Genomic DNA, 23,802 nt, shown 5'->3' on the forward strand with positions numbered 1-23,802 from the left:
AACAGAAGATTGGGACGAATCGTCCACCTTTTCCATTCGCGAAAGAGGGAAACACAAGCGTGAAGAAAATACTCGTTCTGGGCGGCGCGCATATAGACAGGCGCGGCATGATCGAGACTGAAACGGCGCCCGGTGCCAGCAATCCTGGCTCATGGATGGAAGAGGCTGGCGGCGGCGGTTTCAATGCGGCGCGCAATCTTTCCCGGCTCGGGTTTGCCGTCCGTATCATTGCACCGCGCGGCGGCGACGTGACCGGCGAAGCGGTGGCGGAGGCAGCAAGGCAGGCGGGCGTGGAAGATACGCCCTTCGTTTTCCTCGATCGCCGCACGCCAAGCTACACCGCCATTCTGGAGCGCGACGGCAATCTTGTCATCGCACTCGCGGATATGGACCTTTACAAGCTGTTTTCGCCGCGCCGCCTCAAAGTTCGAGCGGTGCGTGAAGCGATTACCGCGAGCGACCTTCTGCTTTGCGATGCCAATCTGCCGGAGGATACGTTGAAGGCGCTCGGTCTCATTGCCCGCGCCTGCCAAAAGCCGCTTGCGGCCATCGCCATTTCGCCCGCCAAGGCGGTGAAGCTGAAGGACATGCTCGCCAATATCGACATTCTCTTCATGAACGAGGCAGAGGCGCGCGCGCTAACCGGACAGACGGCAGACAATGTTCGCGACTGGCCGGGCATTCTCCGCAGGGCAGGCCTTGCCGGCGGCGTCATCACCCGTGGCGCAAGCGAAGTGGTAGCCTTCAACGCGACGCAAACCGCAAGCCTCCACCCACCAATCATCCGCGAGGTGAAAGACGTAACCGGGGCCGGAGACGCCATGGCGTCAGGTTATCTCGCCGCGATTACGGAGGGCAAAGCCATCACTGAGGCCCTGCGATTGGGTGCCGCGGCGGCCGCCATCACCGTGCAATCGCCTTTCGCCACCGCCCAAGACCTGTCAAAAGACAGTGTCGAGACCATGTTGGGGCTTGTCCCCAAGGCCGAAATGCTGGCATGAACCCGTTTTTTTATAGTCTGGAACAAACAGAATGACCCGCCCCATCTCCCCGCTCCTGCCCATCGTCTATTCGCAAGAGGTTGCCGCTGCCAAACAGCGCGGCGCGCCGATCGTCGCGCTGGAATCGACCATCATCACCCACGGCATGCCCTATCCCGGCAATATCGAGATGGCCGAAGGCGTCGAACAGATCATCCGCGATCAGGGAGCCGTTCCGGCAACCATCGCCGTCATTCACGGCACGCTGCATATCGGCCTCGAGAAGGAGCAGCTCGAAGCGCTTGCCCAGACCACCGACGCCATGAAGGTCTCGCGCGCAGATATTGCCTTTGCGATTGCCGAGCGCCGCACCGGTGCCACGACAGTGGCAGCCACCATGATTGCCGCTGCCCGCGCCGGCATCCGCGTTTTCGCCACCGGCGGCATCGGCGGTGTACACAAGGGCGCAGAGGAGACCTTCGATATTTCCGCCGATCTGACCGAGCTTGCCAAAACCGGCGTGATCGTCGTCTGCGCCGGCGCCAAGGCCATTCTTGACATCCCTAAGACGCTGGAAGTTCTCGAAACCAACGGCGTGCCTGTCGTGACTTTCGGTTCGGAAGAGTTCCCGGCTTTCTGGTCGCGTTCTTCGGGCCTTCCCAGCCCGCTGTCGCTCAACAGCCCTGCAGCCATCGCCAATTTCCAGACGACTCGCGAACAGCTCGGCATCGATGGCGGTATGCTGATTGCCAATCCCGTGCCGGAAGAGGACGAAATTCCGCGCGAGGAGATGGAAATCTACATCAATCGCGCCATTTCCCACGCCGAGCGCGAGGACATCACCGGCAAGGCCGTCACGCCCTTCCTGCTCGGCGATATCTTCCGCCTGACCGACGGCCGCAGCCTCGCGACCAATATCGCGCTGGTACGCAACAATGCCCAGCTCGCAGCAGAGATTGCTGTGGCGCTTAACTAAGCGTTAGAGGCTGGATTATCCTCAAATTTGAGGATGATGGCAGGGTGAGAAGCATCCCAGTCATGCCGGACTTGATCACGCTGGACCCCGGATCTGGTCCGGCGTTACGGATAATGTGTCGGCCTGGGAACTTTGCTACCAATAAAAAAGCCCGGAAAGCTTTGCGCTTTCCGGGCTTTCATTTTTCAGTTCCTGAACCTTATCAGTTCTGGGCGACCGGTCTTACCAGCGGTGTCACGCGGCGGATGGTGACGCGGCGGTTCTGCTGTTCCGGGCCGAGTGTCTGAACCTTCAGGTAACGCTCGCCGTAGCCTTGCGTCGCCAGGTTTTCCGGCGGAATGCCGTAAACATCGGTCAGGACATTGGCGACGGAAGCGGCACGCTCGTCAGAAAGAACGAGGTTGCTTTCATCCGAACCAACGGCATCGGTGTGGCCTTCGATCAGGAAGGTTTCCGCCGGGTTCTTTGCCAGCGCCTTGTTGATCGCATCCGCTACCTTCCGCAGCGAACGGGCCTGCGCCATCGGAATGTCAGCGCTTCCAGTGGCAAATGTGATCGTATCGAGGTCGATACGGCGCACCTTGTCGCGGATACGGGCCGAATAACGCACTTCATCCAGCGAGTAGACACGCTCCACCGGCTCGACCGGCGGCTGCTCCAGGAAGCGGTAGTAATCGCGGTCCGGATCGCTCGACGTGTCGATGATGTAGTCACGAACCGGAATGCGCAGACGCATCGGCGGCAGGTCGAGGCCGGGATCGCGATAGACATATTCACGGTCCGGTTCGTCCATCAGTTCCGGTGCATAGAACAGCACATATTCCCGGCCACGGTCGTCGATGCGCGAACGCTGGATGACGTCGCCATAGCGGTTGCGGATCGTCACCACCTGCGTGCCGTCGCGACGCTCGACGGTCTCGCGGACACGTCCGCCGGGTAGGCGCTCGTAATAGGGCTCGCCGCCATCGCGGATGAAGCGCTGATTGTCGTCGCCGCGCACAACCACTCGGTCACCGAATTGCAGGATGATCGGCGCATCGCGATCCTGATCGCGCCGGCCACCTTCGCGCGGCTGCCATTCCCGCGCACCTTCCGGCCGGTCATATTGCGGACGGCGGTCGACACGCTCACCCTGCTGAGAGGTAATCGCCTCCATCTTCACGGGCGGCGGAGCCTTGCCTCCGGCAGCACCGGCGCGCTGCGCTTCGGCGTCGGAAGTCGGCACCTTCACGTCACCGGCCTGCTCACGCTCGCGGCGGCGTTGCTCGCGTGCCTGGTTGTTACCGGAGCGCTCCACTTCCTTGTCGCTGTCGAGAACGGCGGCACCCTTGTCGACGGGCAGAATGACGGTGTCGGCAGTCTTGGACGGGTCCTTGGCGATAGCCTTGGCCTTGTCCAGTTCCTGCTTCGTCGTCGGAGGCGCTTCCGTCTGCGGAATGGCGACCTGATTGGGAACGGCTTCGCCGGCAGGCGCCTGTCCTGTCGTGGCGCCGCTTGGCGGCGGAGGTGTCGGAGTACCCGGCAGCGGCGCTGCAGGCTCCGTCTTGCCCTGGCCTTCTACCGGCTGCTTTTCAGAAGGCTGCTGGCCGGGCGCAGGATTGGGCTGAGCTTCCGGAGCCGGTGGCCGTGCCGGTGTCGGCGCTTCCGTTGGAACAGGAGCCTCCTTTACAGCTGGCTCAGGAGCCGCTGGCTTTTTCTCCGGAACGGCCTTTTCGGCGGGTTCCGATTTCGGTTCCGGTGCTGGAGCGGGCGCCTTTTCCTCTACCGGCTTTTTCTCGGCGGCGGGCTCGCGCTGTTTCGCCGGCTGCTCGGTATTTTCAGGGCGTGCGGCTGGCTGTTCGGCCGCCGGCTCCGGCTTGCGCGGACGTGCGGGGCGTTGCTCGCCCTCACCTGCCGGCTGCTCGGCTCTAGCCGGTTTGCGCGGCCGTTCCTGCGGCTGCTGCTCCGCGGGTGCAGGTGCGGCTTCGGGCTCAGGCTGCGGGCGCTGCTTGCGGGCGGGTGGCTGTTCAGCTGGCGCCGGTTCCGGTTGGGCTTCGCGCTGCTGCGGCTGCCGTTTCGGTTCCGGCTGAGGCTCGCGTTGCGGCTCGGGCTGAGCTTCACGCTTGGGTTCAGGACGCGGTTCGGCCGGTGCGGCTTCAGCCTTCGGCTGTTCGCGCTGCGGTTCCGGAGCCTGCTCCTGCTTTTTCGGCTCTGGCTCTGGCTTCGGCTGCGCCTCTTCTGCTTGCTGGCGTTGCTTGCGCAGCAGCTCTTCCGGGTTCTGCTCCTCCGCCTGCGGCTGCGCCTGCGCCAATATCACCGGGGCCTGTGCCTGGGGCATTTGCGTTTGCGTCCGTGCGGCGCCGGCATAACCGGCGGCGGCCGGCTCCACCGCGATCGCCAGCGACATGAGGGGGAAAACCACCCCCGTCAGCAATGTGTTCTTCTTCAGCATCGGTGCTTCCTCATCTGCCAATCGTTGTACGCCGCTTATGCCGCGACATTGTGAATCCGGCCGCGCGTGCAGGCGCTGGTCAACGCCTTGCATACGCTTCGGTTCCCATGATGACCAAAGCGTTCTGTACCGGAAATGAACAGATCAAGGCCATTTCGTGAAAGCTCCGCGACGAAAAAGAGGGCGCTAATATTGCAGTTGCATTTTTTGACCAACCGGACGAATAATTGCCGCGCGCTGAAGGCCACGAATGGCAACCCGTTCTGTTGCGCCTGCGCTCACGACGTCCGCACTGAAAACAACAACAGACTGCGGATGAACGACCAAAAGAGAGGATCGAAATGCCTATTTCCACCCGTCTGCTCGCAGCCGTATCGATTGCCGCCATCTCCCTGTTTTCCGGCGCGGCCCTCGCGCAGGACAAGATCGTCATCGGCACGGAAGGCGCCTACCCGCCCTTCAACAATCTGGAAGCCGACGGTACGTTGACCGGCTTCGACATCGACATCGCCAAGGCGCTGTGCGTCGAAATGAAGGCTGAATGCACCTTCGTCACCAATGACTGGGACGGCATCATCCCCGCCCTGCAGGCAAAGAAATTCGACGCCATCATCGCGTCCATGTCGATCACGCCGGAGCGTCTCCAGAAGGTCGATTTCTCCAAGAAATATTACAACACCCCGCCGGCAATCGCCGTACCGAAGGACTCGCCGATCAAGTCCGTCGACGACCTGAAGGGCAAGTCGCTCGGCGCGCAGGGTTCCACCACCCACTCCAACTATGCCGAAAAGCACTTCCCGGGTTCCGACCTGAAAATGTACCCGACCGCCGACGAATATAAGCTCGACATCGCCAACGGCCGCATCGACGCCGTCATCGACGATATCGTCGTCCTGTCGGAGTGGCTGAAGTCGGATGCAGGCAAGTGCTGCAAGATCCTGACGCCGCTTCCGGTGGATGTCGAGATCAACGGCAATGGTGCAGGCGTAGCCGTTCGCAAGGGCGATACGGCGCTCGCCGACAAGTTCACGGCTGCCATCGCCGGCATCCGCGCCAACGGCAAGTACCAGGAAATCAACAAGAAATACTTTGATTTCGACGTTTACGGCCAGTAAGCGGCGCGTCGCCTGTTGAAATCTGGTGGCGGAAGGCTTGCCCTTCCGCCATTTTTGTTTGAAAACGTAACCATAACAATCACGGCGGCTTAAGACCGCGGGGGAAAACTGGCATGAGCGGAGCATTTTCCGCCATAGGTGCGTTCTGGACCTATGTCTCGACACTTCTCGACCCTTTCTGTGGGCCGGTCGGTCTCTTCACGCTTTTCGGAAACGGCACCCTCGTCACGTGTGGCGATGCCGGCTGGGGCGACGAAATCGCCTTCGGCGTCAAGGTCACGATCTCGCTGGCGCTCGCCACCCTGCCCGTCGGGCTTGTGATCGGTTTCCTCATTGCGCTCGCCGCGCAATCGGAGGAAAAATCGCTGCGGCTGGCGGCCGGTGTCTATACCACCATCTTCCGTGGCCTGCCGGAACTCCTGACGCTGTTCATCGTCTATTACGGCATACAGATGCTGCTGCAATCGGCCGCCGGTTATGTCGGGATAACAGGCCCGGTAGAGATCAACGCCTTCGTGGCGGGCATGGTTGCGCTGTCAGTGGTGTTTTCGTCCTATTCCTCGGAAGTGTTGCTATCTGCCTTCAAGGCCATCCCAAAGGGCCAATATGAGGCGGGCCATGCACTCGGCCTCTCGCGCGGCCACACCATGGTGCTTGTCATCATTCCGCAGCTGGTCAGGATCGCCCTGCCCGGCATGACCAACCTTTGGGTCATCCTGCTCAAGGATACCTCTTACGTCTCGATCATCGGCCTTGCCGATATCGTGCGCCAGACCGGCATCGCTGCCCGCGTCAGCAAGGAAGCCTTCTTCTTCTACGGCATCGCCTGTCTGCTCTACCTCATCCTCGCTCTGCTCTCCTCCATCGGCATCGGCTTCATCGATCGCTGGTCGCGCAAGTCGGAGGCAAGCCGATGAGCCATGTTCAGGAACTCATTCCGCCGCGCCCCGCGCCGGTTGCCACAGACAAGCCCCTCAACATATCGCGCGTCGTCGGCATCGCCGTCATAACGCTCTGGCTGCTGCTGGCCGCCGGGCTGATCTTTGCGATGATCGAAGGCTGGGACTGGGCGAAATTCGAACGTTACGGGCCGCGTTATATCGATGGCCTCATCACCACCATTACGCTAGTTGGCAGTTCGATCATCCTCGGCGCACTTCTCTCGGTGCCGATCGCCTTCGCCCGCATGTCGGAAAATCGCGTCATCAGCGCGCTGGCCTATGCCTATGTCTACGTTTTTCGCAGCACCCCGCTGCTGGCGCAGCTTTTCCTGATCTATTACGGCCTCGGCAGTTTCCGTCAGGGGCTGGAAACCGTTGGCCTGTGGTGGTTCTTCCGCGAGGCCTGGTATTGCGGCCTCTTGTCGCTCACCCTCAACACCGCCGCCTATCAGGCCGAAATTCTGAGGGGCGCGATCCGAAGCGTGCCACGCGGCCAGATTGAAGGTGCCGCCTCGCTCGGCCTGTCGAAATTCATCACCTTCCGCAAGGTCATTCTGCCGCAGGCCCTCATCGTGGCTCTGCGCCCCTACGGCAATGAGATCATCCTGATGATCAAAGGTTCGGCAGTGGTCTCCATCGTCACGGTCTTCGACCTGATGGGACAGACGCGCTACGCCTTCTCCCGCACATTCGATTATCAGGCCTATCTCTGGGCGGCGATCTTCTACCTGACGATCGTCGAGACGCTCCGGCATGTCTGGGCATGGCTCGAAGCCCGCCTGACGCGCCATCTCAAGCGCTAGGGACACGGTTGGCAGCACTCAACAGAGAAGACTGCCAACATTTTGAAAAATATAACTATTTTGTGACAACCCAGACCTTTGGCAAGGTTGGGTTAACCCTGTCGTGTTCCCATATCAGATACAGCGACAACGCTGTGATCGGCAATCATGAGAACGGGAACAGCCGACATGAACAAGGAAATGGAAATGATGCTGAGGGGCTACGGCCTCACCACCGCCCAGATTTTTTATCGCATGCCGGACCATCCGCTGGTTCTCCAGACCTATGTCTGGCAGGACTATGATCTCGCCCCGGATTTCCCCGAAATGCACGGTTTCCTCAAATTCTGGCAGGAAAAGCTAGACGGTCCGTTGCACTCGGTCCGCTATGTGCACCGGCAGGTGATCTCGGCGCAGGAATGGCGCGCACTGAAAGGAGAGTTCATTCTCCACTGAGGCCCATCGCCACATAAGCATTGCGCCCGTCCGTCTTGCGGCTTACAGCAGACTTCAACTGAAGATGCTGACGGATACCGCACGATGACGAAGAACCAGAAAATTGACGAAGAGGCGCTTGCCGAAGCCTATAACCGCGCGCTCGCGCTTGAAAAGGCCGGCGATGTTGACGCGGCGGTGAAGGCCTATGAAGAGGTTCTGGCCATCGATCCGGACGATCACGGCGGCGCAGCCGTTCGCATCGCCGCCATGGGCCGCGGCGAACCGCCTTCCAAAGCGCCCGACGCCTATGTCGAAACCCTGTTCGACCAGCACGCCGAAGCCTTCGAGGATATTCTTGTCGAACAGCTCGGTTATGCAGTGCCGATGATGGTGCGCCAGCGCCTGCAAACGCTTGAACTCGGCCCCTTCAAGCGCCTGCTCGATCTCGGCTGCGGCACCGGCCTCACCGGCGAAGCGCTGCGCGACATGGCTGATGACATCACCGGCATCGACATTTCCGAAAACATGGTCGAGATCGCCCACGAGAAGGACCTCTACGAGACGCTTTATGTCGCCGAAGCCGAGGACTTTCTCGAAGACAATGACGACGAGCCCTTCGACATCATCACCGCAACCGATGTGCTGCCCTATCTCGGCGCGCTGGAACCGCTGTTTTTCGGCGCCGCTGAAAACCTCGTCCCTGGTGGCCTGCTGATCTTCTCGTCGGAAACGCTGCCCGAGGCAACCATGGCCGGACGCCCCTATATGGTCGGCCCGCACCAGCGTTTCGCCCACGCTGAAACCTATGTTCGGGAAAGACTGGCAGCGACCGGTTTCGACATAGTCGAAGTCACCGACATTAACGTGCGCATGCAGGACGGCAACCCCACACCCGGCCATCTGGTGATTGCCAGGCTCAAGGGCTGAGGCAGAGGCAAGCGCTCCTGACATGGAGCGCTTGCCTGAATCAATCTCTCAGCAACTACAGCCAGACGATTGAAGAGACTCAGCTTTCGCCCGGCTCAACTCGCTTTCGGACGCCAGACGATATCGGTAACCTTGAGTTTCTTCGGCACGATTTTCAGATCGTAGAACTCGTCGGCCAGCGCCTGCTGATAGCTGATGGCCTCATCCGAAACCAGCGAGACACGCCCCAGATCCGCTCCCGGACGCGTCAGCGACACCTTGGTGACATCCTGCGGGACGCCGGTTATCGCCGCCAGCAATTTTGCAGTCTCATCGATATTGGCCTAAGCCTTTGCGCCGACGCTTGCGAGTTCCCTGAGGAGCAGCGGCACGAGGTCGGGATTGCTTTCCACGAAGTCGCCATTGGCGAGGAAATAGCTCCAGGGATCGACAATACCTTCGGCAGTCGTGAGAACCCGTGTCGTCGGCTCCTTTTCCGCCACGGCAAAATAAGGATCCCAGATCGACCAGGCATCGATGCTGCCGCTGCGGAAAGCGGCCGCCGCATCCGGCGGGGCAAGGTCGATGGATGTTATGTCGTTCAGCGTCAGACCGGCCGTTCGCAATGCTTTGACAGTAACGTTATGGGCGCTGGAGCCGCGCTTGAAAGCCACCTTCTTGCCCTTGAGGTCGGCCAGCGTCTTCAGCGGCGAATCCTTCTGCACAAGGATTGCCGATCCACCGGCGGCGCCCTTGTAAGTTCCCACATAGCGCAGATTGCCACCGGCAGCCTGCGCGAAAAGTGGCGGCACATCGCCCGTCGGTCCGATATCCAGCGCACCTGCGCCCAGCGCTTCAAGAAGCGGCGGCCCGGAGGAGAACTCCGACCATTTGACCTCAATGCCGCGATCCTTCAACAGCGCTTCAAGCGCGCCCTGGCTCTTTGCCAACGCGATCACGCCATTCTTCTGCCAGCCGATCCGTAACGTGGTGGTCGCGGCTCCAGCCCGCCGGATATGCGGCAGGAACGCCGCCCCCGTTGCACCCGCAATCAGTCCCAATGTTCCGCGTCGTGTGAGCATGTGGATATCCTTCGCTGTTGCCATCATCAGATATACAAAGCGTAGATATTCGAGTGATTTTATCAAAATCCCACTTTGCGCGGCACCAGTGCAAAGAGAATTGAATGTGCTAATTTGCCGTCGCAGGCGGAATAAGATTGCCTGGCCGCCTCGGTACGCCAGGAGTGTGCATTCCCCGGACAACCGCCAGATGGCCGACTTGAGTGCTTGCGGAAAAGCAAACTGCCCAACGAAAAATGCCCTCCCCGGCAGCCGGAAAGGGCATTGTTCAAAAAGCCTGATCAGCCGGGATCACTCCTCGCCGGATTTGGGATTATCCAGCAGCATGTAATCGAGCGGCAGTTCCGTCGTATATTTGATCTGTTCCATCGCAAAGGCAGACGACACGTCACGAATTTCGATCTTGGCGATCATCCGCTTGTAAAAGGCATCGTAGGCCGCGATGTCAGGCACTACAACGCGCAGCAGATAATCGACATCGCCGCTCATGCGGTAAAACTCGACGACTTCGGGGAACTCGGACACCACCTCGGAAAACCGCTTCAGCCATTCGATGGAATGGGAGGCAGTGCGGATGGAGACGAAAACGGTGACCTTGGTGTTGACCTTGACCGGATCCAGCAGCGCCACGCGCCGGCGGATGACACCGTCCTCTTCCATCTTCTGGATACGCCGCCAACAGGGCGTCGTGGAAAGGCCGACCTTTTTCGCCAGATCAGCGACAGCCAGCGTGGAATCCTCTTGCAGAATGCGCAAAATCTTACGGTCTAGGCGATCCAATGCGTCTACCCTCCTGAATTAATTTCCTTTCAATACACTAATTTTTAGAGAAAAACAGAAAATTGTTTCACTAAAGTCGCATTTCCACATGTTCTCGCAGAACAGGAAGCAGCTCCTCGGTAAACCACGGATTCTTCTTCAGCCAGCCGGTGTTGCGCCAGCTTGGATGCGGCAGCGGCAAAATGGCCGGTCCCGAATTTGAATGAAAATAGCTGCGCCAGTCGTACACGGTCTCGGTCATGGTTTTCCGCCGTCTTTCGCCGAGATGAAAGGCCTGGGCATATTGACCGATGGCAAGGACCAGCTCCACCTGCGGCATCGCCGCCAGCACCTTCTCCCGCCACTGCGGCGCACATTCGCGTCGAGGCGGCAGGTCACTGCCCTTGTCGTCATAGCCGGGGAAACAGAACCCCATGGGCACAATAGCGAAGCGGTCCGGATCGTAGAATGTCTCACGATCAACATTCAGCCACTGGCGCAGCCTGTCGCCGGAGGCATCGTTGAAAGGCACACCCGTTTCATGCACGCGAAGCCCGGGCGCCTGCCCTGCAATCATGATACGCGCCTTGGTCGACATCACCACGACCGGTCGGGGTTCGTGCGGCAGGCGTCCGTAGGTTGGGGTGTCGCGACAGATGCGACAGAGGGCAATCGCGCCCCGAAGCCCGTCCAACCCGTCGTCATTCATCGGCAGGGCTCGATCCGCCTCAGCCATGATTCCATCCCAGAAGATGACGGATGATGGTGAGGAAACCCGCTGCGGGCGTTTGCAAATCCGCTGCGCGATGTTCGCGCCGCCACTCCGCCGGTTTTTCGAATTCTCCGGCCCATATGCCGCGAGCTTCTTTGCGCGCCAGCGCCTGTTCGCCGGAGAACTGGAAATAACCTGAAGCGATGGCAAAACCCGACGCCACCATTTCCGAGGACACATCCCGGTCTCCCGCCGAGCAATAGACCAGCAGCCGTCCGTAACGGTCCCTGGAACTGCCGGAACAGGAAAAGGTCGTGCCTTCGATCATCTGTTGCAGAACGCGGCGCGCCTCCGCGCCGCATGGCCAGGTTTCGCTGCCGCGTCGGCACGTCTGCGAAAGCTCCGGCGCATCGATGCCGAGCAGCCGGAACCGGTCCTCGCCCTTTGAAAGCGTATCGCCATCGATCACGAAGAAACGGCCGGTATGGGTCTCGCTATTGATCTGATCGAGCTTGGCGGCAATCAGAATGCCGAGAAAAACGGTGGCAAGGAAAAGCCCGCCGTCGCGAAACGTCGAGAAAAAGCCGCGCCTGCCTCCATTTCGTCTCATGTCACAACAAACCCTTGTCAGAAATGGCAAACAAATCCTTTCACGGCAGCATCTTCTTAAGATTTTGTGCGTAGCCTGCAAAGGGTTCATGTCACCTGCGTTGTAACAATGAGTAAAAGCGTCAGCACGTCCACCGATAAGATCATCGTCGACCGTTCACGAAAGCACCGTAACAAGGCTGTTTTCGACACGGTGAAGACGACGCGTGAACGCTTGCAGCAAGGCGCTGGCGGCAGCGAAGCCTATGAACGTGAAATGCTGACGATGCACATCGCAGAAGCCCTTCAGGGCGCGATGATCATGCCGCTTTTCATCGTATTAGCCTCTATCATCGGTTTGTATATCACGGGTGACATAGGGCTGATCATCTGGTCGCTCATTGCGCTGAGTTTCCATGCCATGTCTCTGGTGCTGGCCAAAAGAGCCGCCAAACAGGGGATCACGGCCGAAAATCTGCCGAAGTGGCGCAATCTCTTCCTTGCCATGCAGATCCTCATCGGTTGCGCCTGGGCAATGTTCGCCTTGGCCGAACCGGTGCGCAACAACCCGACACTCGTTCTTTTCTTCAAGGGCGCGACGCTGATGATCGCGCTTTCGCTTACCGCCATGGGCAATTTCATGCTGCGGCGGGCCACCTTCATGACCTTCCTGCCGGTGCTGGCGGCGCTGTGCGTCACCTCCGCCGTCTCCCGCGATCCCTTCGATGTTGGCCTCGCCCTGATGTTCGGCATGGCGATTCTTTTCTGTCATCGCATCACCAGCAGGCTTTACCAGACCAGCATCAAGCTGCTGTCGTCGCAGACTGAAAAAGATGATCTGATCGCCGAACTCGAAGTCGCCAACTCAATGTCGGATGAGGCGCGGCGGCGTGCGGAAGAGGCCAATCTGGCTAAATCGCGCTTTCTCGCCTCCATGTCGCACGAGCTGCGAACCCCACTCAACGCCATTCTCGGCTTCTCCGAAGTCATGTCCGCAGAGGTGCTCGGTCCGCTCAACAATCCGCTCTACAAGGAATATTCGGGCGACATCCACCGTTCCGGCCAGCATCTGCTCGACCTCATCAACGAAATCCTCGACCTGTCGCGTATCGAGGCCGGCCGCTACGACCTCAATGAAGAAGCGGTCTCGATGCTTGAGATCGCCGAAGATTGCATCGGCATGATCCAGCTTCGCGCCCGCGCCAAGACCATCAGGATTTCGCAGCAGTTTGAAAGCAGCCTGCCGCAGGTCTGGGCGGATGAAAAATCGATCCGCCAGGTCATCCTCAACCTGCTCTCCAATGCCGTGAAATTCACCCCGCAGGGCGGTGAAATCCTCGTGAAGGCAGGCTGGACGGCGGGTGGCGGGCAATATGTGTCGATCAAGGACAACGGCCCCGGCATCCCAGAGGAAGAGATCCCCGTGGTGCTGTCGGCCTTCGGTCAGGGATCGATCGCGATCAAGAGCGCCGAACAGGGAACCGGGCTCGGCCTGCCCATCGTTCAGGCCATCCTTGCCAAGCATGACGGCCAGTTCATCCTGAAATCGAAATTGCGTGAAGGCACCGAAGGCATCGCCATCCTGCCGGCAAAACGCGTGCTGCAAAGCCTTCCAGCCGTGGAGGAAACCCACGCCATCCAGCCACGCCGCCGGTCCTTCGCCTAAGCGTCAAATCTGCCGTTCAGAAGAACAGCGTCGTCACCAGCGAATAAAGCACGAAAAATCCGTTTGCCGTCAAAAGGCAGAAGACGGCGAAGGAACCGAGATCCTTGGCGTGCCGCCCGACGGAAGAAATTTCCGGCGAGATGCGATCCACCAACTCCTCAATCGCGGTATTGAGCGCCTCGACCGCGAACAAAAGCAGCATCAGCACCGTAAAGACGAGAAGATGCGCAAACGGCGCGCGGGCGACCAAAAGCAGGGCAAGGCCGACGCCGAAGGCGAGAACCTCGTGCCGGAACGCCGCTTCCTGCCACAGCCGTCCAAGCCCCTGCAAGGAATAGCGGGCAGCAGCAAAAAGATGCCGCCATCCCTTTTCCTTGCGAAAGACAGGTTCCGGTTGCTTCTTCTGCGGCGTTGCGTCCATCTTCGGCCTCAATGCTCAGTGTGGGAATGAGTACCAGTATCGACACCGGCAGCTTCGAAAGTCGCCATGCCGGAATGGCAGGCGGCGGCAGCCTTGACGATGCCGGCGGCCAAAGCCGCACCCGTGCCCTCGCCAAGCCGCATGCCCAGCGCCAGCAGCGGCGTCTTGCCAAGTTTCTCGACGGCAGCCAGATGGCCCGGTTCACCGGAGACATGGCCGATCAGGCAATGGTCGAGCGCCGAAGGATTGGCAGCCTTCAACAGCGCGGCAGCGGCAGTCGCCACATAACCGTCGATCAGCACAGGAATGCGCTGCACGCGGGCGGCAAGGATGGCGCCGGCAATCGCCGCAATCTCACGGCCACCGAGACGGCGCATGATTTCGAGCGGATCGGACAGATGGTCCTTGTGGAACTCCACGGCAGCCTTCACCGCCGCGATCTTGCGGGCCATGACCTCGCCTTCAGAGCCGGTACCGGGACCGGTCCACTCTTCCGCCGTGCCGCCATAGAGCGCCAGATTGATCGCCGCTGCGATGGTGGTGTTGCCGATGCCCATTTCGCCAACGCAGAGAAGGTCGGTACCGCCAGCAATCGCCTCCATGCCGAAGGCCATGGTGGCGGCGCAATCGCGCTCGGAAAGGGCAGGCTCGCAGGTGATGTCGCCGGTCGGGTAGTCAAGTGCCAGATCGAAAATCTTCAGACCGAGATCGTTGGTGACGCAAATCTGGTTGATCGCCGCACCGCCTGCCGCAAAATTCTCCACCATCTGCTGCGTCACGGATGTCGGATAGGGCGTGATGCCGTGCCGGGTGACGCCATGATTGCCGGCGAAAATCGCCACCAGCGGACGGGTGACGGCGGGCGAGCGACCCGACCATGCGGCAAGCCACATGGCGATTTCTTCCAGGCGACCGAGCGAACCGGCCGGTTTCGTCAGTTGCGCATTGCGCTCCTTGGCCGCGACCAGCGCATGCGTATCCGGGCCGGGAAGCTCGCGCAGCAGCGCGCGGAAATCGTCGAAGGGCAATCCGCTCATGCTCATGGTATCTGTCTTTCTCGTCGTCGGGTTGGCGGAAACTTGTGTTTTCCGGCAAATCGGTCTTTGTTGCGCCTCTCATAATCGCGGACGCGCCGCGGAACAACCGGAAATGCAAGTACAGCAGCGGAGAGAGCATGAAGGCCGGGGATTTTATAACAGATGTCATGCATTCCGTTGCCTTTCTCAGCCGCCTGCCGGTCCCATCGCGCTTCTTCGGTGAAGGTGACGGTCCATCGATGCGCCGGACAGCACGCGCTTTTCCCGCAGCAGGCCTCCTGATCGCCCTGCCCCGCTGCTGTCCTCGTGGTGGCATTAGCGAAGTTCGACGCCTCACCGCAGCTCACCGGCTGGCTTGCCATCGCCGTCACCGCGCTCATAACCGGTGCGTTGCACGAAGACGGCTTGGCGGATATGGCCGATGGCTTCGGCAGCGGCAAGGACAAGCCGAAAACGCTTGAGATCATGAAGGACAGTCGCATCGGCAGCTATGGCACGATCGCCATGGTCCTGTCCTTTGCACTGCGCGCCACGGCACTCGCATCGCTTATAGAAACCCTGCCTGCCAAGACCGCCGCCGCCTGCCTGATTGCCGCGCTGGTGGTGAGCCGCGCCCTGATGGTATGGCACTGGCAGTCACTGCCCGCCGCCAAAACCTCCGGCATCGCCGCCGGCGCCGGCCAACCCGGGGAAAGCGAGCGCAACATCGCGCTCGCAACAGGGTTGCTGCTGCTCGTGCTTTTCACGCTGCATGCCCTGCCCTTTGTGTCTATCGTAGTCGTTCTGGCGGCTGCCTGCCTCGCGACGATGCTGTTCGGCAGGCTCTGTGTCAGCAAGATCGGCGGCCACACCGGCGACACAATCGGCGCCAGCCAGCAGATCACGGAGATCGTTACTCTCATCGCTCTTGCCCTTGCGACGTGACAGACTGATATAGATCCCCATGGAAACACCCTGCATTCATATCTGCTCCCTCGACGCCACAAACACCCTCTGTATCGGTTGCGGACGCACGCTGGACGAGATCGGCGGCTGGGCAACCTATAGCGACGAAAAGCGCCGCATGATCATGCAGGCGCTTCCCGAAAGACTGGCAAAAACGGGCAAGGACACCTCCAGGGAGACGCACACCGCATGAACAGGCTGACTTTCGTTCTCCTCTTGCTGGCCGTGGGTCTCGGCCTGCTTCTCGTCAATCACGACAGCGGCCGCACCTTCGGCATCGACAACGAGAAATTCGGGCAGATCGTCTATCTCCTGCCGATTGCGGGATTGCTATCCGTCGGCATTCTGGCGCGAAGCCGCGGCAGCTTCGCAAGCGTTGTCCGGCAACTCGCCATCTGGCTCGTGATTATCCTCGGCCTCGTATCCGTCTATCTCTATCGCTACGACCTGCAATCCTTCGCCGACCGGCTGCTGGGTGGCCTGATGCCCGGCCGCGCGGTGGTGGTGACGACCGCTGGCGGCGAACAGGAGATCATACTGCACAAATCGATGAGCGGCCATTTCGAGGCGAATGTCAGCATTGAAGGCAAAACCATCCACATGCTGGTCGATACCGGCGCGAGCTCCGTGGTGCTGGCCAATGCCGATGCCGCCGCCATCGGCATCGACACCACGAAACTGCGCTACACCGTGCCGGTGATGACCGCGAACGGCCGCACGGCGGCAGCGCCCGTCACCCTGTCCGAGATCGGCATCGGCCCGATCGCGCGGAGCAACATCCCCGCCCTCGTCGCGCAGGATGGCCAACTGGGCCAGAGCCTGCTCGGCATGAGCTTCCTGTCGACGCTTGGTTCGATGCAGATGCAGACCGATGAGTTGAGATTGCGAGACAGGTAAAACCTGCCGGGCAGACAGTTCCTGCTCGCGATCAAAAATAACGTCTCGCTATCCGAATACGAAAACGCCCGGTGCAAACCGGGCGTATCACATTCACGGCAAACCTCTTTCCGGTCAGTTGCGCAGCCGGTAACCGGTCTTGAACATCCAGCCGACGACGCCGAGGCAGAGTGCGAGGAACAGCGTGATCATCGCCAGGCTGATGACGGGATTGACGTCGGCGATCTCGTAGAAGCTCCAGCGGAAACCGCTGATGAGGTAGAGCACCGGGTTGAAATGACTGACCGTCTGCCAGAAGGGCGGCAGCATGTCGATGGAGTAGAAGCTGCCGCCAAGGAATGTCAGAGGCGGCACCACCAGCATCGGGATGAGGTTCAGCTGCTCGAAATTCGTGGCCCAGATGCCGATGATGAAGCCGAACAGGCTGAAGCTCACCGCCGTCAGCACAAAGAACAGGATCATCATGAACGGATGGGCGATGGTGATATCCACGAAGAAGGAGGCCGTTATCAGGATGATCGTACCGATCATCAGCCCCTTGGTCGCCGCCGCCCCGACATAACCGGCAACAATTTCCGTCATCGCCACTGGCGCAGACAATATCTCGTAGACCGTGCCGGTGAATTTCGGAAAATAGATGCCGAAAGAGCCGTTGCTGATGCATTGCGTCAAAAGCGTCAGCATGATCAGGCCGGGCGTTATGAACGCGCCATAGGAAACCCCGCCAACCTCCTGAATCCTTGACCCGATCGCCGTTCCGAAAACGATGAAATAGAGAGAGGTGGAAATGACCGGCGACACGACACTCTGCAACAGGGTGCGGCGGGTGCGCGCCATTTCGAACAGGTAGATGGACTTGACAGCTTCGAAATTCATTTCTGGTCTCCTACCAGCGAGACGAAAATATCCTCAAGAGAGCTTTGACGTGTCGAAATATCCTTGAAATGGATGTTGGCACCGGAAAGCGCGGTCAGCAGATCGGCAATGCGCCCCTGCTCGCCGTTATCCTCGATCTCGTAGGTGATGGTGTTGCGGTCATCCGAGAGCGAAAGGCCGAAAGATGAGAGACTGTCCGGCAACGCCTCCACCGGCTGCGAAAGTTCAAGGAAAAGCTGCTTGCGGCCGAGCTTCTTCATCAGCGCGGTCTTTTCTTCCACCAGCAACAATTGGCCGCCATTGATGACACCCACCCGATCGGCGATCTCTTCCGCCTCCTCGATGTAATGCGTGGTCAAAATGATTGTGACGCCCTTGGAGCGCAGCTCGGAAACGACATTCCACATGTCGCGGCGCAAGGTAACATCCACACCCGCCGTCGGCTCGTCGAGGAAGAGGACCTTCGGTTCGTGCGCAAGCGCCTTGGCGATCAGCACGCGTCGCTTCATGCCGCCGGAAAGCTCCCGCAACATATTGTCCTTCTTGTCCCAGAGCGACAGCGATTTCAGGACGCGCTCGATCAGTTCCGGGTTCTTCTTCTGCCCATGCAGACCACGCGAGAAGCTGACGGTGTTCCACACGGTCTCGAACTGGTCTGTCGTCAGTTCCTGTGGCACAAGGCCGATCAGGGCACGCGTCTGGCGAAAATCCTTCACCACATCATATCCGCCAACGAGAACCGAGCCTTCACCCGGATTGACAAGCCCGCAGATGATAGAGATCAGCGTCGTCTTGCCGGCTCCGTTGGGCCCGAGAAGAGCAAGGATTTCCCCCTCTCTGATATCGAGGCTGACACCTTTGAGCGCCTGAAAGCCATTTGAGTAGGATTTGGTCAGATTCCGTATCGAAACAATGGCATTCATCGCGAATCTTTCGAAAAAACGAGTAAGATGCACGCCATATAGGCCGTACAACCCGCAATTGCCAGCCCAACGGCCTGAACACTGCATTCGGCGGGGAGGGAAAATCAGCTGTAGACGCTGTAGAAAAACTGGGCCGCGACGAAGACCAGAAACACCCCGAAGGCCCGCTCCAGCTGCTTCTTGCTGAGTGCATGCGCCAGCCGCGCGCCATAGGGCGCGACGACAAGCGTGATGGGGATCAGCAGCGCGACGGCGATCCAGTTGATGAAGCCGGTGGAAAAAGGCGGCAGACCTGCATCACCCCAGCCGGCCCAGATATAGCCGAGGAGACCCGGCAGCGAAATAAGCACTCCGACACCGGAGGATGTGGCAACCGCCTGATGGATGGTGCGTCCGTAAAGCGTCATGAAAGTATTGTTCATCACCCCGCCGCCCACACCCATCAGGCCAGACAGAAGGCCGATGCCGGTGCCGACCAGAAAGCGGACCGGGTTTTTCGGCAGGTCTGAACCGAGATGCCAGCTCGCCCGGTTGAAGATCATCCGGAAAGCGAGCGCAAGCGCAATGAAAGCGAAGATCAGCCGCAGGGCGACGCTCGAGGCATGCGCAGCCACCACAGATGCGAGGATGGTGCCGAGCGGCACGGCGACGATCCAGCCCTTCAGGAGATCGATATCAACGGCACCTTTCTGTTGATGCGTCAGGAAGGAACGAATGGAGGTCGGCACGATGATGGCGAGCGAAGTCCCAAGCGACAGATGCATGCGCACCGCCTCCGGCACATCCAGAAGCCCGAACACATGGTAGAACACCGGCACCAGCACAGCACCGCCGCCAATGCCGAACAGCCCCGCCAGAAGTCCAGCGACCACGCCCGCGGCCGCAAGCGCCGAAGCAAAGATCAGTATCTCTGAAACAGGGGGCATGAAAGCAGGCTCCAGCGGGCCGTTGTCACAAACATGTGACGCTCATAGCGTATCAGAAAAGGGCGGCAAGCCATGTTGGCCACAGGTCAGTACGGCGCGATGTTTTTTGCCGGATATCCGCACCGGATGGACCGTTTTATGGGATTTCTTCCCATTGCATGCCCTTGCAAAGACGCCGATATCCCCCGATTTAGGCAGTCTTCTTCAACCGGCCTTAGGGCCGGTCTTTTTTTAGGCGGCTAGCACCAAACCCAACAGGCCCAAATCGTAATGTGGTCACATCCCCACTCCGTCATTCCGGGTAGCTCCGGGACGGACGGGAAGTTACGGGTCGATATGACGCACCACAACTAATGCCTCACGCCTATCGTCATGCACCACCGTGTCGTCTAGCCGCCCCTAGTCGCAATGCCTGTAACCGGACTTGCGGGTGCGCAGGTCGAAGTGGAAATGGTTCCAGTGGTTGGGATCGCTGCCCGGCCCGAGAACCGTTGAGAAATATTTGCAGCTATCGGACCTCACTGCCTTCAGCAGCGCCTTTTCCCGGAAGGCGAAGAAGTTCTTGCTGCGAACGTCAATCTCCTTCCCGTTGTTCAGCGTTATGGTGCCGATATCGATGGCGTTGCCGCGCGCATGTTCGGACCATGGATTGCTGGAGCGCGAATTCATCTTGCGGCAGGAATAACCGCCCATGGGCGTGATGCGCCCGACGCCTGAGAGGTAACGGAAGCGGGAGGACGGCACGAGTTCGAACTTTACCCATTTGGCGAAGGCAAGCGTGACCTGGCAATTGAGCTTCACTGCCGGGCGGATGGCAACGCCGCTGGCAAGCCCGCTGAGTTCGATCGGATAGTCGATACCGCAGGTCGGTCCATCTGCAATGCGCGCAACGTCGCGGAAGGCGACGCCGAGACGGCGCAGCTCGGAGCGACAGGCCACTTCCGAGGATGGCATGATGCCGGGCGGCATGGCCGAGCGGTTGCTTTGCAGTCCGTCGCGGGACATCGGATCATTAGGCATCAGCATGGCGACCTCCTCCACCGGCTGGCGGCGGGAAGAAGACCCCGGCGGCGGTGGCGGTATCAACCGCGACTGACCCGCACTTTGTTGCCGGCGAGCCGGAGAAACGGCAACCGGATTGTCGGTGCCGATGCCGTCCACCACCGGCTGGGCGGAAGCGCCTTCCGCAATATCGGCGTCCTGCTCTTCCGCAAGTCCGCGAACCGGCTCCACGCCCAGCATGGAATCCATGTTCACCCCGCCCTCGCCTTCGGCGATCTGATTTGCGGCGCCCTGCTGGTTAGGCATGGCTGGGGAGGCCATGCTTTGGCCGTTCGCGGCCATCCGCGCCTGATGCTGGCCATCCAGCGTGGAATAGCCCTGGCCGCCCTGTGGCGATTGCAGCAGGGGATCCTGCGAGGCATAAGGCTCCGGCATCGGCTGCGACACGGCTGCGGGATAATTGGTGGCCTGCCCGGTCCGCTCGGCCTGATAGACCGCACCCGGCGGCGCGCTGTAGCCTTGCTGTCGCGACGACCGGATGGCGCCGACACGCGTCGTGCCGTCAACCTCGGCCGGCGGCACAAGGCCCTCCGCCGAACACGACACCATGACCGTGGAAATCATCAACAACGTCACAAGACGACGCGGAAGGGAAACATACGCCATACGAGAACCTGTACCTTCAGCGGCCGCTACCCGCGGCAATACAGGTAAATTTTAAAGAAACGGGGTAAACGAATCCTTATTGGTTGGGAGAAATAACGAACCGGGCTGTTCCGTGAAGCGGGAAATGCGGAAGCCTCGACCTAAATCATACCAAAGGTGTGAGCAAAGCTCTGCAAACCAACGCCTCTCACGCTGCAGACACACCACGGGTCCGGCACGACGGAGGAGAGCTTGTCGCACTTCCTCGAAACTGAAAGGGCGCAGCCAAAGCCGCGCCCTGTAAACTATCTCAAGCGGATAAAAATCAAGCCGCCCGCGAAACCTCGCGCCCTGCCCCATGCCCGAGTTCGAAACGGGACAGCAGCGCGCGGAGCTGCCGGCTTTCTTCGGCCAGCGTCTGGCTGGCCGCCGTCGTCTCTTCCACCATGGCGGCGTTCTGTTGGGTCATCTGGTCCATGTGGTTGACGGAGGTGTTGATCTCCTGCAGGCCGGTGGCCTGTTCGCGTGCCGCCGTGGCGATGGAATTGACGTGGCCGTCGACCCGGTTGACCAGCGTCACGATCTCATCCAGCGCATCGCCCGTGGAGCGAACGAGTGCGACACCGCCGCCGACCTCTTCCGCGGAACGATTGATAAGGGTCTTGATCTCCTTGGCGGCATTGGCAGAGCGTTGCGCGAGTTCGCGAACCTCCTGCGCCACAACGGCAAAACCGCGTCCCGCTTCGCCTGCCCTTGCGGCCTCGACACCGGCATTCAGCGCCAGAAGGTTGGTCTGGAACGCGATTTCGTCGATGACGGAAATGATCTGTCCGATGCGCCGCGAAGATTCCTCAATACGGCCCATCGCATCGACGGCATTGCGCACGATCTCGCCCGAGCGGCCTGCGCTCGTTTTTGTATCCTGCACCATTTGTCGGGCCTCGTTCGCCCGTTCGGAAGCGGTGCGTACCGTCGCGGTGATTTCGTCAAGAGCCGCCGCCGTCTCCTCCAGCGCCGCTGCCTGCTGCTCTGTCCGGCGCGAAAGATTGCCGGTCGCACCGCTGATGTCAGATGCGCTATCGTTGACGACATGGCCGGTTCTGGCGATCGCCTCGATCGCCCCATGCAGCGCGCCGACGGCGCGGTTGAAATCCATGCGCAGCTTTTCATATTCGCCGCCGATATCGGCAAGCTCGACGGTCAGATCGCCATTGGCGAGTGCTTCCAGCGAACTGCCGAGCTCGTTCATGGCATGAGCCTGACGCTCGGATGCGGAGCGCAACGCCATCTCGTTGCCATGCCGCGCCTCCTCCAGCGCCCGCTGCTGCCCCGCCTCGCGGGCCTGCAAGGCGCTGCGCTCGTTGACGCTGTCACGCAGCACCAGCAACGTCTTGGCAATGGCGCCGATTTCGTTGCGACGGTCGGCGAATTCAATTTCAGCCTCGCCGTCACCATCAGCGATCCGCTTCATACTCTGCCGGATGCGATCAATAGGCCGTGTCACGCTGCGCACGACGGCTGCAGCCACGCCGATCACCAGAAGGCCGGACAGAACACACACTGCGATGTTGAAATAGGCATTGCTCCAGAAAACCGCCTCAAGATCGTCGACATAAACGCCAGTGCCGACAATCCATCCCCAGGGCGCGAAACCGGCGACATGGGAAAATTTCTCGACTGGGTCCGGCGCGCCGGGCTTGGGCCAATAATAATCGACAAAGCCCTGGCCGCCCGCCTTCACCGTATTGACGAATTCGACGAACAGCGCCTTACCGTTCGGATCCTTGTTGGCAGTGAGATCGCTGCCGTTCATCTCGGGCTTGATCGGATGCATCACCATCTTGGGATGCATGTCGTTGATCCAAAAATAGCCGCTGCCGTTGCCATAGCGCATCGCCGCAATCGTGGTCTTGGCTTGTTGCTGCGCAGCCTCACGCGTCAGGGTGCCACCCTGCTCCAGCCGGTAATATTGCTCAAGAATGGCGACAGCCGTTTCGTTCATGGATGCGAGCCCCGCTTTACGCTCGCGTTCCATCTCATGAAAGGTCTCGAACAGGCTGAATGTAAGTGCCGCAGTCAATATTGCCAGAAACAATGCAACGAGCGCATAAAGGCGCATAGATATCGTGACGTTTTTCATATTCCCCCCAACGCCGCTGACGGCACTTCGACCAGCGTATGTTAGAGTTAAAAAATTTATTATAACTGAATACGCTTATTATACGTTAGTATTATTCCACACCTCCTCCTCCCAACCCGCCAATACTCTTCACGGCCCTTAAAAGCCGGCGCAGCGACCCGAAATTCTACAGGGTGCTGCCGTTCTAAAGAGCTCGTTAACCCTGACGTCCTATCCTCTTTTGCCAAAATACAGGTACAGGGAGACGCGCAATGTCACGGCCGAATTTCCGCTTTACACACTATGACCTGAAGGAATTGCGGGCTGGGACGACCATTGAGGTGTCCCTGTCGGCCGTCAACAATGTACGGCTGATGACAGGCGCAAATTTCCAGCGTTTCACCGAATTGCTCGATTTCAAATATCTCGGCGGCGTCGCGAAAAAATCGCCGATCCGCATCAGCATTCCCGAGACCTTGCACTGGCATCTGGTGATCGATGCCGAAGGGCATAGCGGTCTGGCGGAATCCTCGGTCAAGATGCTGCCTGCGCCGTCGCAGGTCATGCAACACCGGAAGGCATCCTGATTTCCCTTTCGAAACAGTTGGATGGCGCGGTTTTACGACTCACTTTGG

The 23,802-nt window shown here is 59.9% G+C and carries 22 protein-coding genes and 2 pseudogenes; 12 read left to right on the plus strand and 12 right to left on the minus strand.

From position 1 onward, the window contains the following. Positions 1-59 precede the first annotated feature (59 nt). Together QE432_RS21915 and QE432_RS21920 are read left to right on the plus strand one after the other, a co-directional pair. Positions 60-1,001 (plus strand): carbohydrate kinase family protein, encoded by a 942-nt coding sequence (locus tag QE432_RS21915; protein WP_111796292.1) that lies wholly within the window; start codon positions 60-62, stop codon positions 999-1,001. Between the two features lie 31 nt (positions 1,002-1,032). Next, entirely contained in the window at positions 1,033-1,956 is a 924-nt protein-coding gene (locus QE432_RS21920; protein WP_003516064.1) for a pseudouridine-5'-phosphate glycosidase, read from the plus strand. Positions 1,957-2,158: 202 nt separating this feature from the next. On the opposite strand, the gene QE432_RS21925 is transcribed toward QE432_RS21920, so the two are convergent. Beyond that, positions 2,159-4,387, minus strand: a complete 2,229-nt coding sequence (locus QE432_RS21925; RefSeq protein WP_003516065.1) for an OmpA family protein — start codon at positions 4,385-4,387, stop codon at positions 2,159-2,161. A gap of 341 nt (positions 4,388-4,728) precedes the next feature. Here QE432_RS21925 and QE432_RS21930 point away from each other — a divergent pair, with 341 nt between their 5' ends. The 5 genes from QE432_RS21930 to QE432_RS21950 all read left to right on the plus strand — a co-directional run bounded on the left by QE432_RS21930 (position 4,729) and on the right by QE432_RS21950 (position 8,590). Further along, positions 4,729-5,502 carry an ABC transporter substrate-binding protein gene (locus tag QE432_RS21930; RefSeq protein WP_003516066.1) on the plus strand — a complete coding sequence of 258 codons (774 nt, stop codon included), beginning with the start codon at positions 4,729-4,731 and terminating at the stop codon, positions 5,500-5,502. Positions 5,503-5,615: 113 nt separating this feature from the next. After that, positions 5,616-6,419, plus strand: a complete 804-nt coding sequence (locus tag QE432_RS21935; RefSeq protein ID WP_003516067.1) for an ABC transporter permease — start codon at positions 5,616-5,618, stop codon at positions 6,417-6,419. Continuing rightward, positions 6,416-7,246 carry an ABC transporter permease gene (locus QE432_RS21940; RefSeq protein ID WP_003516068.1) on the plus strand — a complete coding sequence of 277 codons (831 nt, stop codon included), beginning with the start codon at positions 6,416-6,418 and terminating at the stop codon, positions 7,244-7,246. Before QE432_RS21935 ends, QE432_RS21940 begins: the two co-directional genes overlap by 4 nt. Before the next feature lie 168 nt (positions 7,247-7,414). Next, positions 7,415-7,681 (plus strand): usg protein, encoded by a 267-nt coding sequence (locus tag QE432_RS21945; protein WP_003516070.1) that lies wholly within the window; start codon positions 7,415-7,417, stop codon positions 7,679-7,681. Positions 7,682-7,765: 84 nt separating this feature from the next. After that, positions 7,766-8,590 carry a class I SAM-dependent DNA methyltransferase gene (locus QE432_RS21950; protein WP_013636415.1) on the plus strand — a complete coding sequence of 275 codons (825 nt, stop codon included), beginning with the start codon at positions 7,766-7,768 and terminating at the stop codon, positions 8,588-8,590. A 95-nt stretch (positions 8,591-8,685) separates the two neighbouring features. Here the strand turns inward: QE432_RS21950 and QE432_RS21955 are convergent. The 4 genes and pseudogenes from QE432_RS21955 to QE432_RS21970 form a co-directional block, all read right to left on the minus strand. Continuing rightward, a pseudogene (locus QE432_RS21955) lies at positions 8,686-9,651 on the minus strand (aliphatic sulfonate ABC transporter substrate-binding protein). A gap of 291 nt (positions 9,652-9,942) precedes the next feature. Then, on the minus strand, positions 9,943-10,431 hold the full coding sequence (locus QE432_RS21960) for an Lrp/AsnC family transcriptional regulator (protein WP_003507846.1): 489 nt from the start codon (positions 10,429-10,431) through the stop codon (positions 9,943-9,945). Between the two features lie 70 nt (positions 10,432-10,501). After that, positions 10,502-11,146: a uracil-DNA glycosylase family protein gene (locus QE432_RS21965; RefSeq protein ID WP_162701178.1), complete on the minus strand. Its 645-nt coding sequence runs from the start codon at positions 11,144-11,146 to the stop codon at positions 10,502-10,504. Further along, complete coding sequence (locus QE432_RS21970; protein ID WP_003516079.1) at positions 11,139-11,732, minus strand: thermonuclease family protein; 594 nt, start codon at positions 11,730-11,732, stop codon at positions 11,139-11,141. The genes QE432_RS21965 and QE432_RS21970 overlap by 8 nt, the downstream gene beginning before the upstream one ends. A 108-nt stretch (positions 11,733-11,840) precedes the next feature. Here QE432_RS21970 and pdhS2 point away from each other — a divergent pair, with 108 nt between their 5' ends. Continuing rightward, entirely contained in the window at positions 11,841-13,376 is a 1,536-nt protein-coding gene (pdhS2, locus tag QE432_RS21975; RefSeq protein WP_306625634.1) for a two-component system sensor histidine kinase PdhS2, read from the plus strand. 16 nt (positions 13,377-13,392) lie between these two features. Here pdhS2 and QE432_RS21980 read toward each other — a convergent pair whose 3' ends face one another. Both QE432_RS21980 and cobT read right to left on the minus strand, forming a co-directional pair. Continuing rightward, positions 13,393-13,797, minus strand: coding sequence for a diacylglycerol kinase (locus QE432_RS21980; RefSeq protein WP_306625636.1), 405 nt, complete (start codon positions 13,795-13,797; stop codon positions 13,393-13,395). 8 nt (positions 13,798-13,805) lie between these two features. Further along, entirely contained in the window at positions 13,806-14,840 is a 1,035-nt protein-coding gene (gene cobT, locus QE432_RS21985) for a nicotinate-nucleotide--dimethylbenzimidazole phosphoribosyltransferase (RefSeq protein ID WP_003516086.1), read from the minus strand. A gap of 131 nt (positions 14,841-14,971) precedes the next feature. Here cobT and QE432_RS21990 point away from each other — a divergent pair. The 3 genes and pseudogenes from QE432_RS21990 (at position 14,972) to QE432_RS22000 (ending at position 16,676) form a co-directional block, all read left to right on the plus strand. Then, positions 14,972-15,758: pseudogene (locus tag QE432_RS21990) on the plus strand (adenosylcobinamide-GDP ribazoletransferase). Between the two features lie 19 nt (positions 15,759-15,777). Then, positions 15,778-15,972 carry a DUF1289 domain-containing protein gene (locus tag QE432_RS21995; protein ID WP_003516090.1) on the plus strand — a complete coding sequence of 65 codons (195 nt, stop codon included), beginning with the start codon at positions 15,778-15,780 and terminating at the stop codon, positions 15,970-15,972. Further along, positions 15,969-16,676 carry a TIGR02281 family clan AA aspartic protease gene (locus QE432_RS22000; protein WP_306625639.1) on the plus strand — a complete coding sequence of 236 codons (708 nt, stop codon included), beginning with the start codon at positions 15,969-15,971 and terminating at the stop codon, positions 16,674-16,676. Before QE432_RS21995 ends, QE432_RS22000 begins: the two co-directional genes overlap by 4 nt. A 114-nt stretch (positions 16,677-16,790) precedes the next feature. Here the strand turns inward: QE432_RS22000 and QE432_RS22005 are convergent, their stop codons facing one another. From QE432_RS22005 to QE432_RS22025, 5 genes are all read right to left on the minus strand, one after another. Then, positions 16,791-17,552 carry an ABC transporter permease gene (locus QE432_RS22005; protein ID WP_003516094.1) on the minus strand — a complete coding sequence of 254 codons (762 nt, stop codon included), beginning with the start codon at positions 17,550-17,552 and terminating at the stop codon, positions 16,791-16,793. Next, a complete protein-coding gene (locus QE432_RS22010; RefSeq protein WP_019567066.1) occupies positions 17,549-18,475 on the minus strand; it encodes an ABC transporter ATP-binding protein in 927 nt (308 codons plus the stop codon). Before QE432_RS22010 ends, QE432_RS22005 begins: the two co-directional genes overlap by 4 nt. Before the next feature lie 104 nt (positions 18,476-18,579). Continuing rightward, positions 18,580-19,401 carry a sulfite exporter TauE/SafE family protein gene (locus tag QE432_RS22015; RefSeq protein ID WP_112154597.1) on the minus strand — a complete coding sequence of 274 codons (822 nt, stop codon included), beginning with the start codon at positions 19,399-19,401 and terminating at the stop codon, positions 18,580-18,582. A gap of 399 nt (positions 19,402-19,800) precedes the next feature. Beyond that, positions 19,801-21,069: an extensin-like domain-containing protein gene (locus tag QE432_RS22020; protein ID WP_306625641.1), complete on the minus strand. Its 1,269-nt coding sequence runs from the start codon at positions 21,067-21,069 to the stop codon at positions 19,801-19,803. A 304-nt stretch (positions 21,070-21,373) separates the two neighbouring features. Further along, entirely contained in the window at positions 21,374-23,188 is a 1,815-nt protein-coding gene (locus QE432_RS22025) for a methyl-accepting chemotaxis protein (RefSeq protein ID WP_013636425.1), read from the minus strand. A gap of 251 nt (positions 23,189-23,439) precedes the next feature. On the opposite strand from QE432_RS22025, the gene QE432_RS22030 reads away from it, so the two are divergent. Further along, the gene (locus tag QE432_RS22030; RefSeq protein ID WP_003516101.1) at positions 23,440-23,754 is read left to right on the plus strand and encodes a DUF1883 domain-containing protein; all 315 of its coding nucleotides are present in this window, start codon (positions 23,440-23,442) and stop codon (positions 23,752-23,754) included. Positions 23,755-23,802 lie beyond the last annotated feature (48 nt).

The organism is Agrobacterium sp. SORGH_AS_0745, from assembly GCF_030818995.1.
In the GTDB taxonomy this organism is placed as follows: domain Bacteria; phylum Pseudomonadota; class Alphaproteobacteria; order Rhizobiales; family Rhizobiaceae; genus Agrobacterium; species Agrobacterium tumefaciens.

Bases quoted from the DNA above. Each gene is read 5' to 3' on its own strand.
- QE432_RS21920 (WP_003516064.1), top strand. From the start codon at position 1,033: ATGACCCGCCCCATCTCCCCGCTCCTGCCCATCGTCTATTCGCAAGAG.
- QE432_RS21925 (WP_003516065.1), bottom strand. From the start codon at position 4,387: ATGCTGAAGAAGAACACATTGCTGACGGGGGTGGTTTTCCCCCTCATG.
- QE432_RS21930 (WP_003516066.1), top strand. From the start codon at position 4,729: ATGCCTATTTCCACCCGTCTGCTCGCAGCCGTATCGATTGCCGCCATC.
- QE432_RS21935 (WP_003516067.1), top strand. From the start codon at position 5,616: ATGAGCGGAGCATTTTCCGCCATAGGTGCGTTCTGGACCTATGTCTCG.
- QE432_RS21940 (WP_003516068.1), top strand. From the start codon at position 6,416: ATGAGCCATGTTCAGGAACTCATTCCGCCGCGCCCCGCGCCGGTTGCC.
- QE432_RS21945 (WP_003516070.1), top strand. From the start codon at position 7,415: ATGAACAAGGAAATGGAAATGATGCTGAGGGGCTACGGCCTCACCACC.
- QE432_RS21950 (WP_013636415.1), top strand. From the start codon at position 7,766: ATGACGAAGAACCAGAAAATTGACGAAGAGGCGCTTGCCGAAGCCTAT.
- QE432_RS21965 (WP_162701178.1), bottom strand. From the start codon at position 11,146: ATGGCTGAGGCGGATCGAGCCCTGCCGATGAATGACGACGGGTTGGAC.
- QE432_RS21970 (WP_003516079.1), bottom strand. From the start codon at position 11,732: ATGAGACGAAATGGAGGCAGGCGCGGCTTTTTCTCGACGTTTCGCGAC.
- pdhS2 (WP_306625634.1), top strand. From the start codon at position 11,841: ATGAGTAAAAGCGTCAGCACGTCCACCGATAAGATCATCGTCGACCGT.
- QE432_RS21980 (WP_306625636.1), bottom strand. From the start codon at position 13,797: ATGGACGCAACGCCGCAGAAGAAGCAACCGGAACCTGTCTTTCGCAAG.
- cobT (WP_003516086.1), bottom strand. From the start codon at position 14,840: ATGAGCATGAGCGGATTGCCCTTCGACGATTTCCGCGCGCTGCTGCGC.
- QE432_RS21995 (WP_003516090.1), top strand. From the start codon at position 15,778: ATGGAAACACCCTGCATTCATATCTGCTCCCTCGACGCCACAAACACC.
- QE432_RS22000 (WP_306625639.1), top strand. From the start codon at position 15,969: ATGAACAGGCTGACTTTCGTTCTCCTCTTGCTGGCCGTGGGTCTCGGC.
- QE432_RS22005 (WP_003516094.1), bottom strand. From the start codon at position 17,552: ATGAATTTCGAAGCTGTCAAGTCCATCTACCTGTTCGAAATGGCGCGC.
- QE432_RS22010 (WP_019567066.1), bottom strand. From the start codon at position 18,475: ATGAATGCCATTGTTTCGATACGGAATCTGACCAAATCCTACTCAAAT.
- QE432_RS22015 (WP_112154597.1), bottom strand. From the start codon at position 19,401: ATGCCCCCTGTTTCAGAGATACTGATCTTTGCTTCGGCGCTTGCGGCC.
- QE432_RS22020 (WP_306625641.1), bottom strand. From the start codon at position 21,069: ATGGCGTATGTTTCCCTTCCGCGTCGTCTTGTGACGTTGTTGATGATT.
- QE432_RS22025 (WP_013636425.1), bottom strand. From the start codon at position 23,188: ATGAAAAACGTCACGATATCTATGCGCCTTTATGCGCTCGTTGCATTG.
- QE432_RS22030 (WP_003516101.1), top strand. From the start codon at position 23,440: ATGTCACGGCCGAATTTCCGCTTTACACACTATGACCTGAAGGAATTG.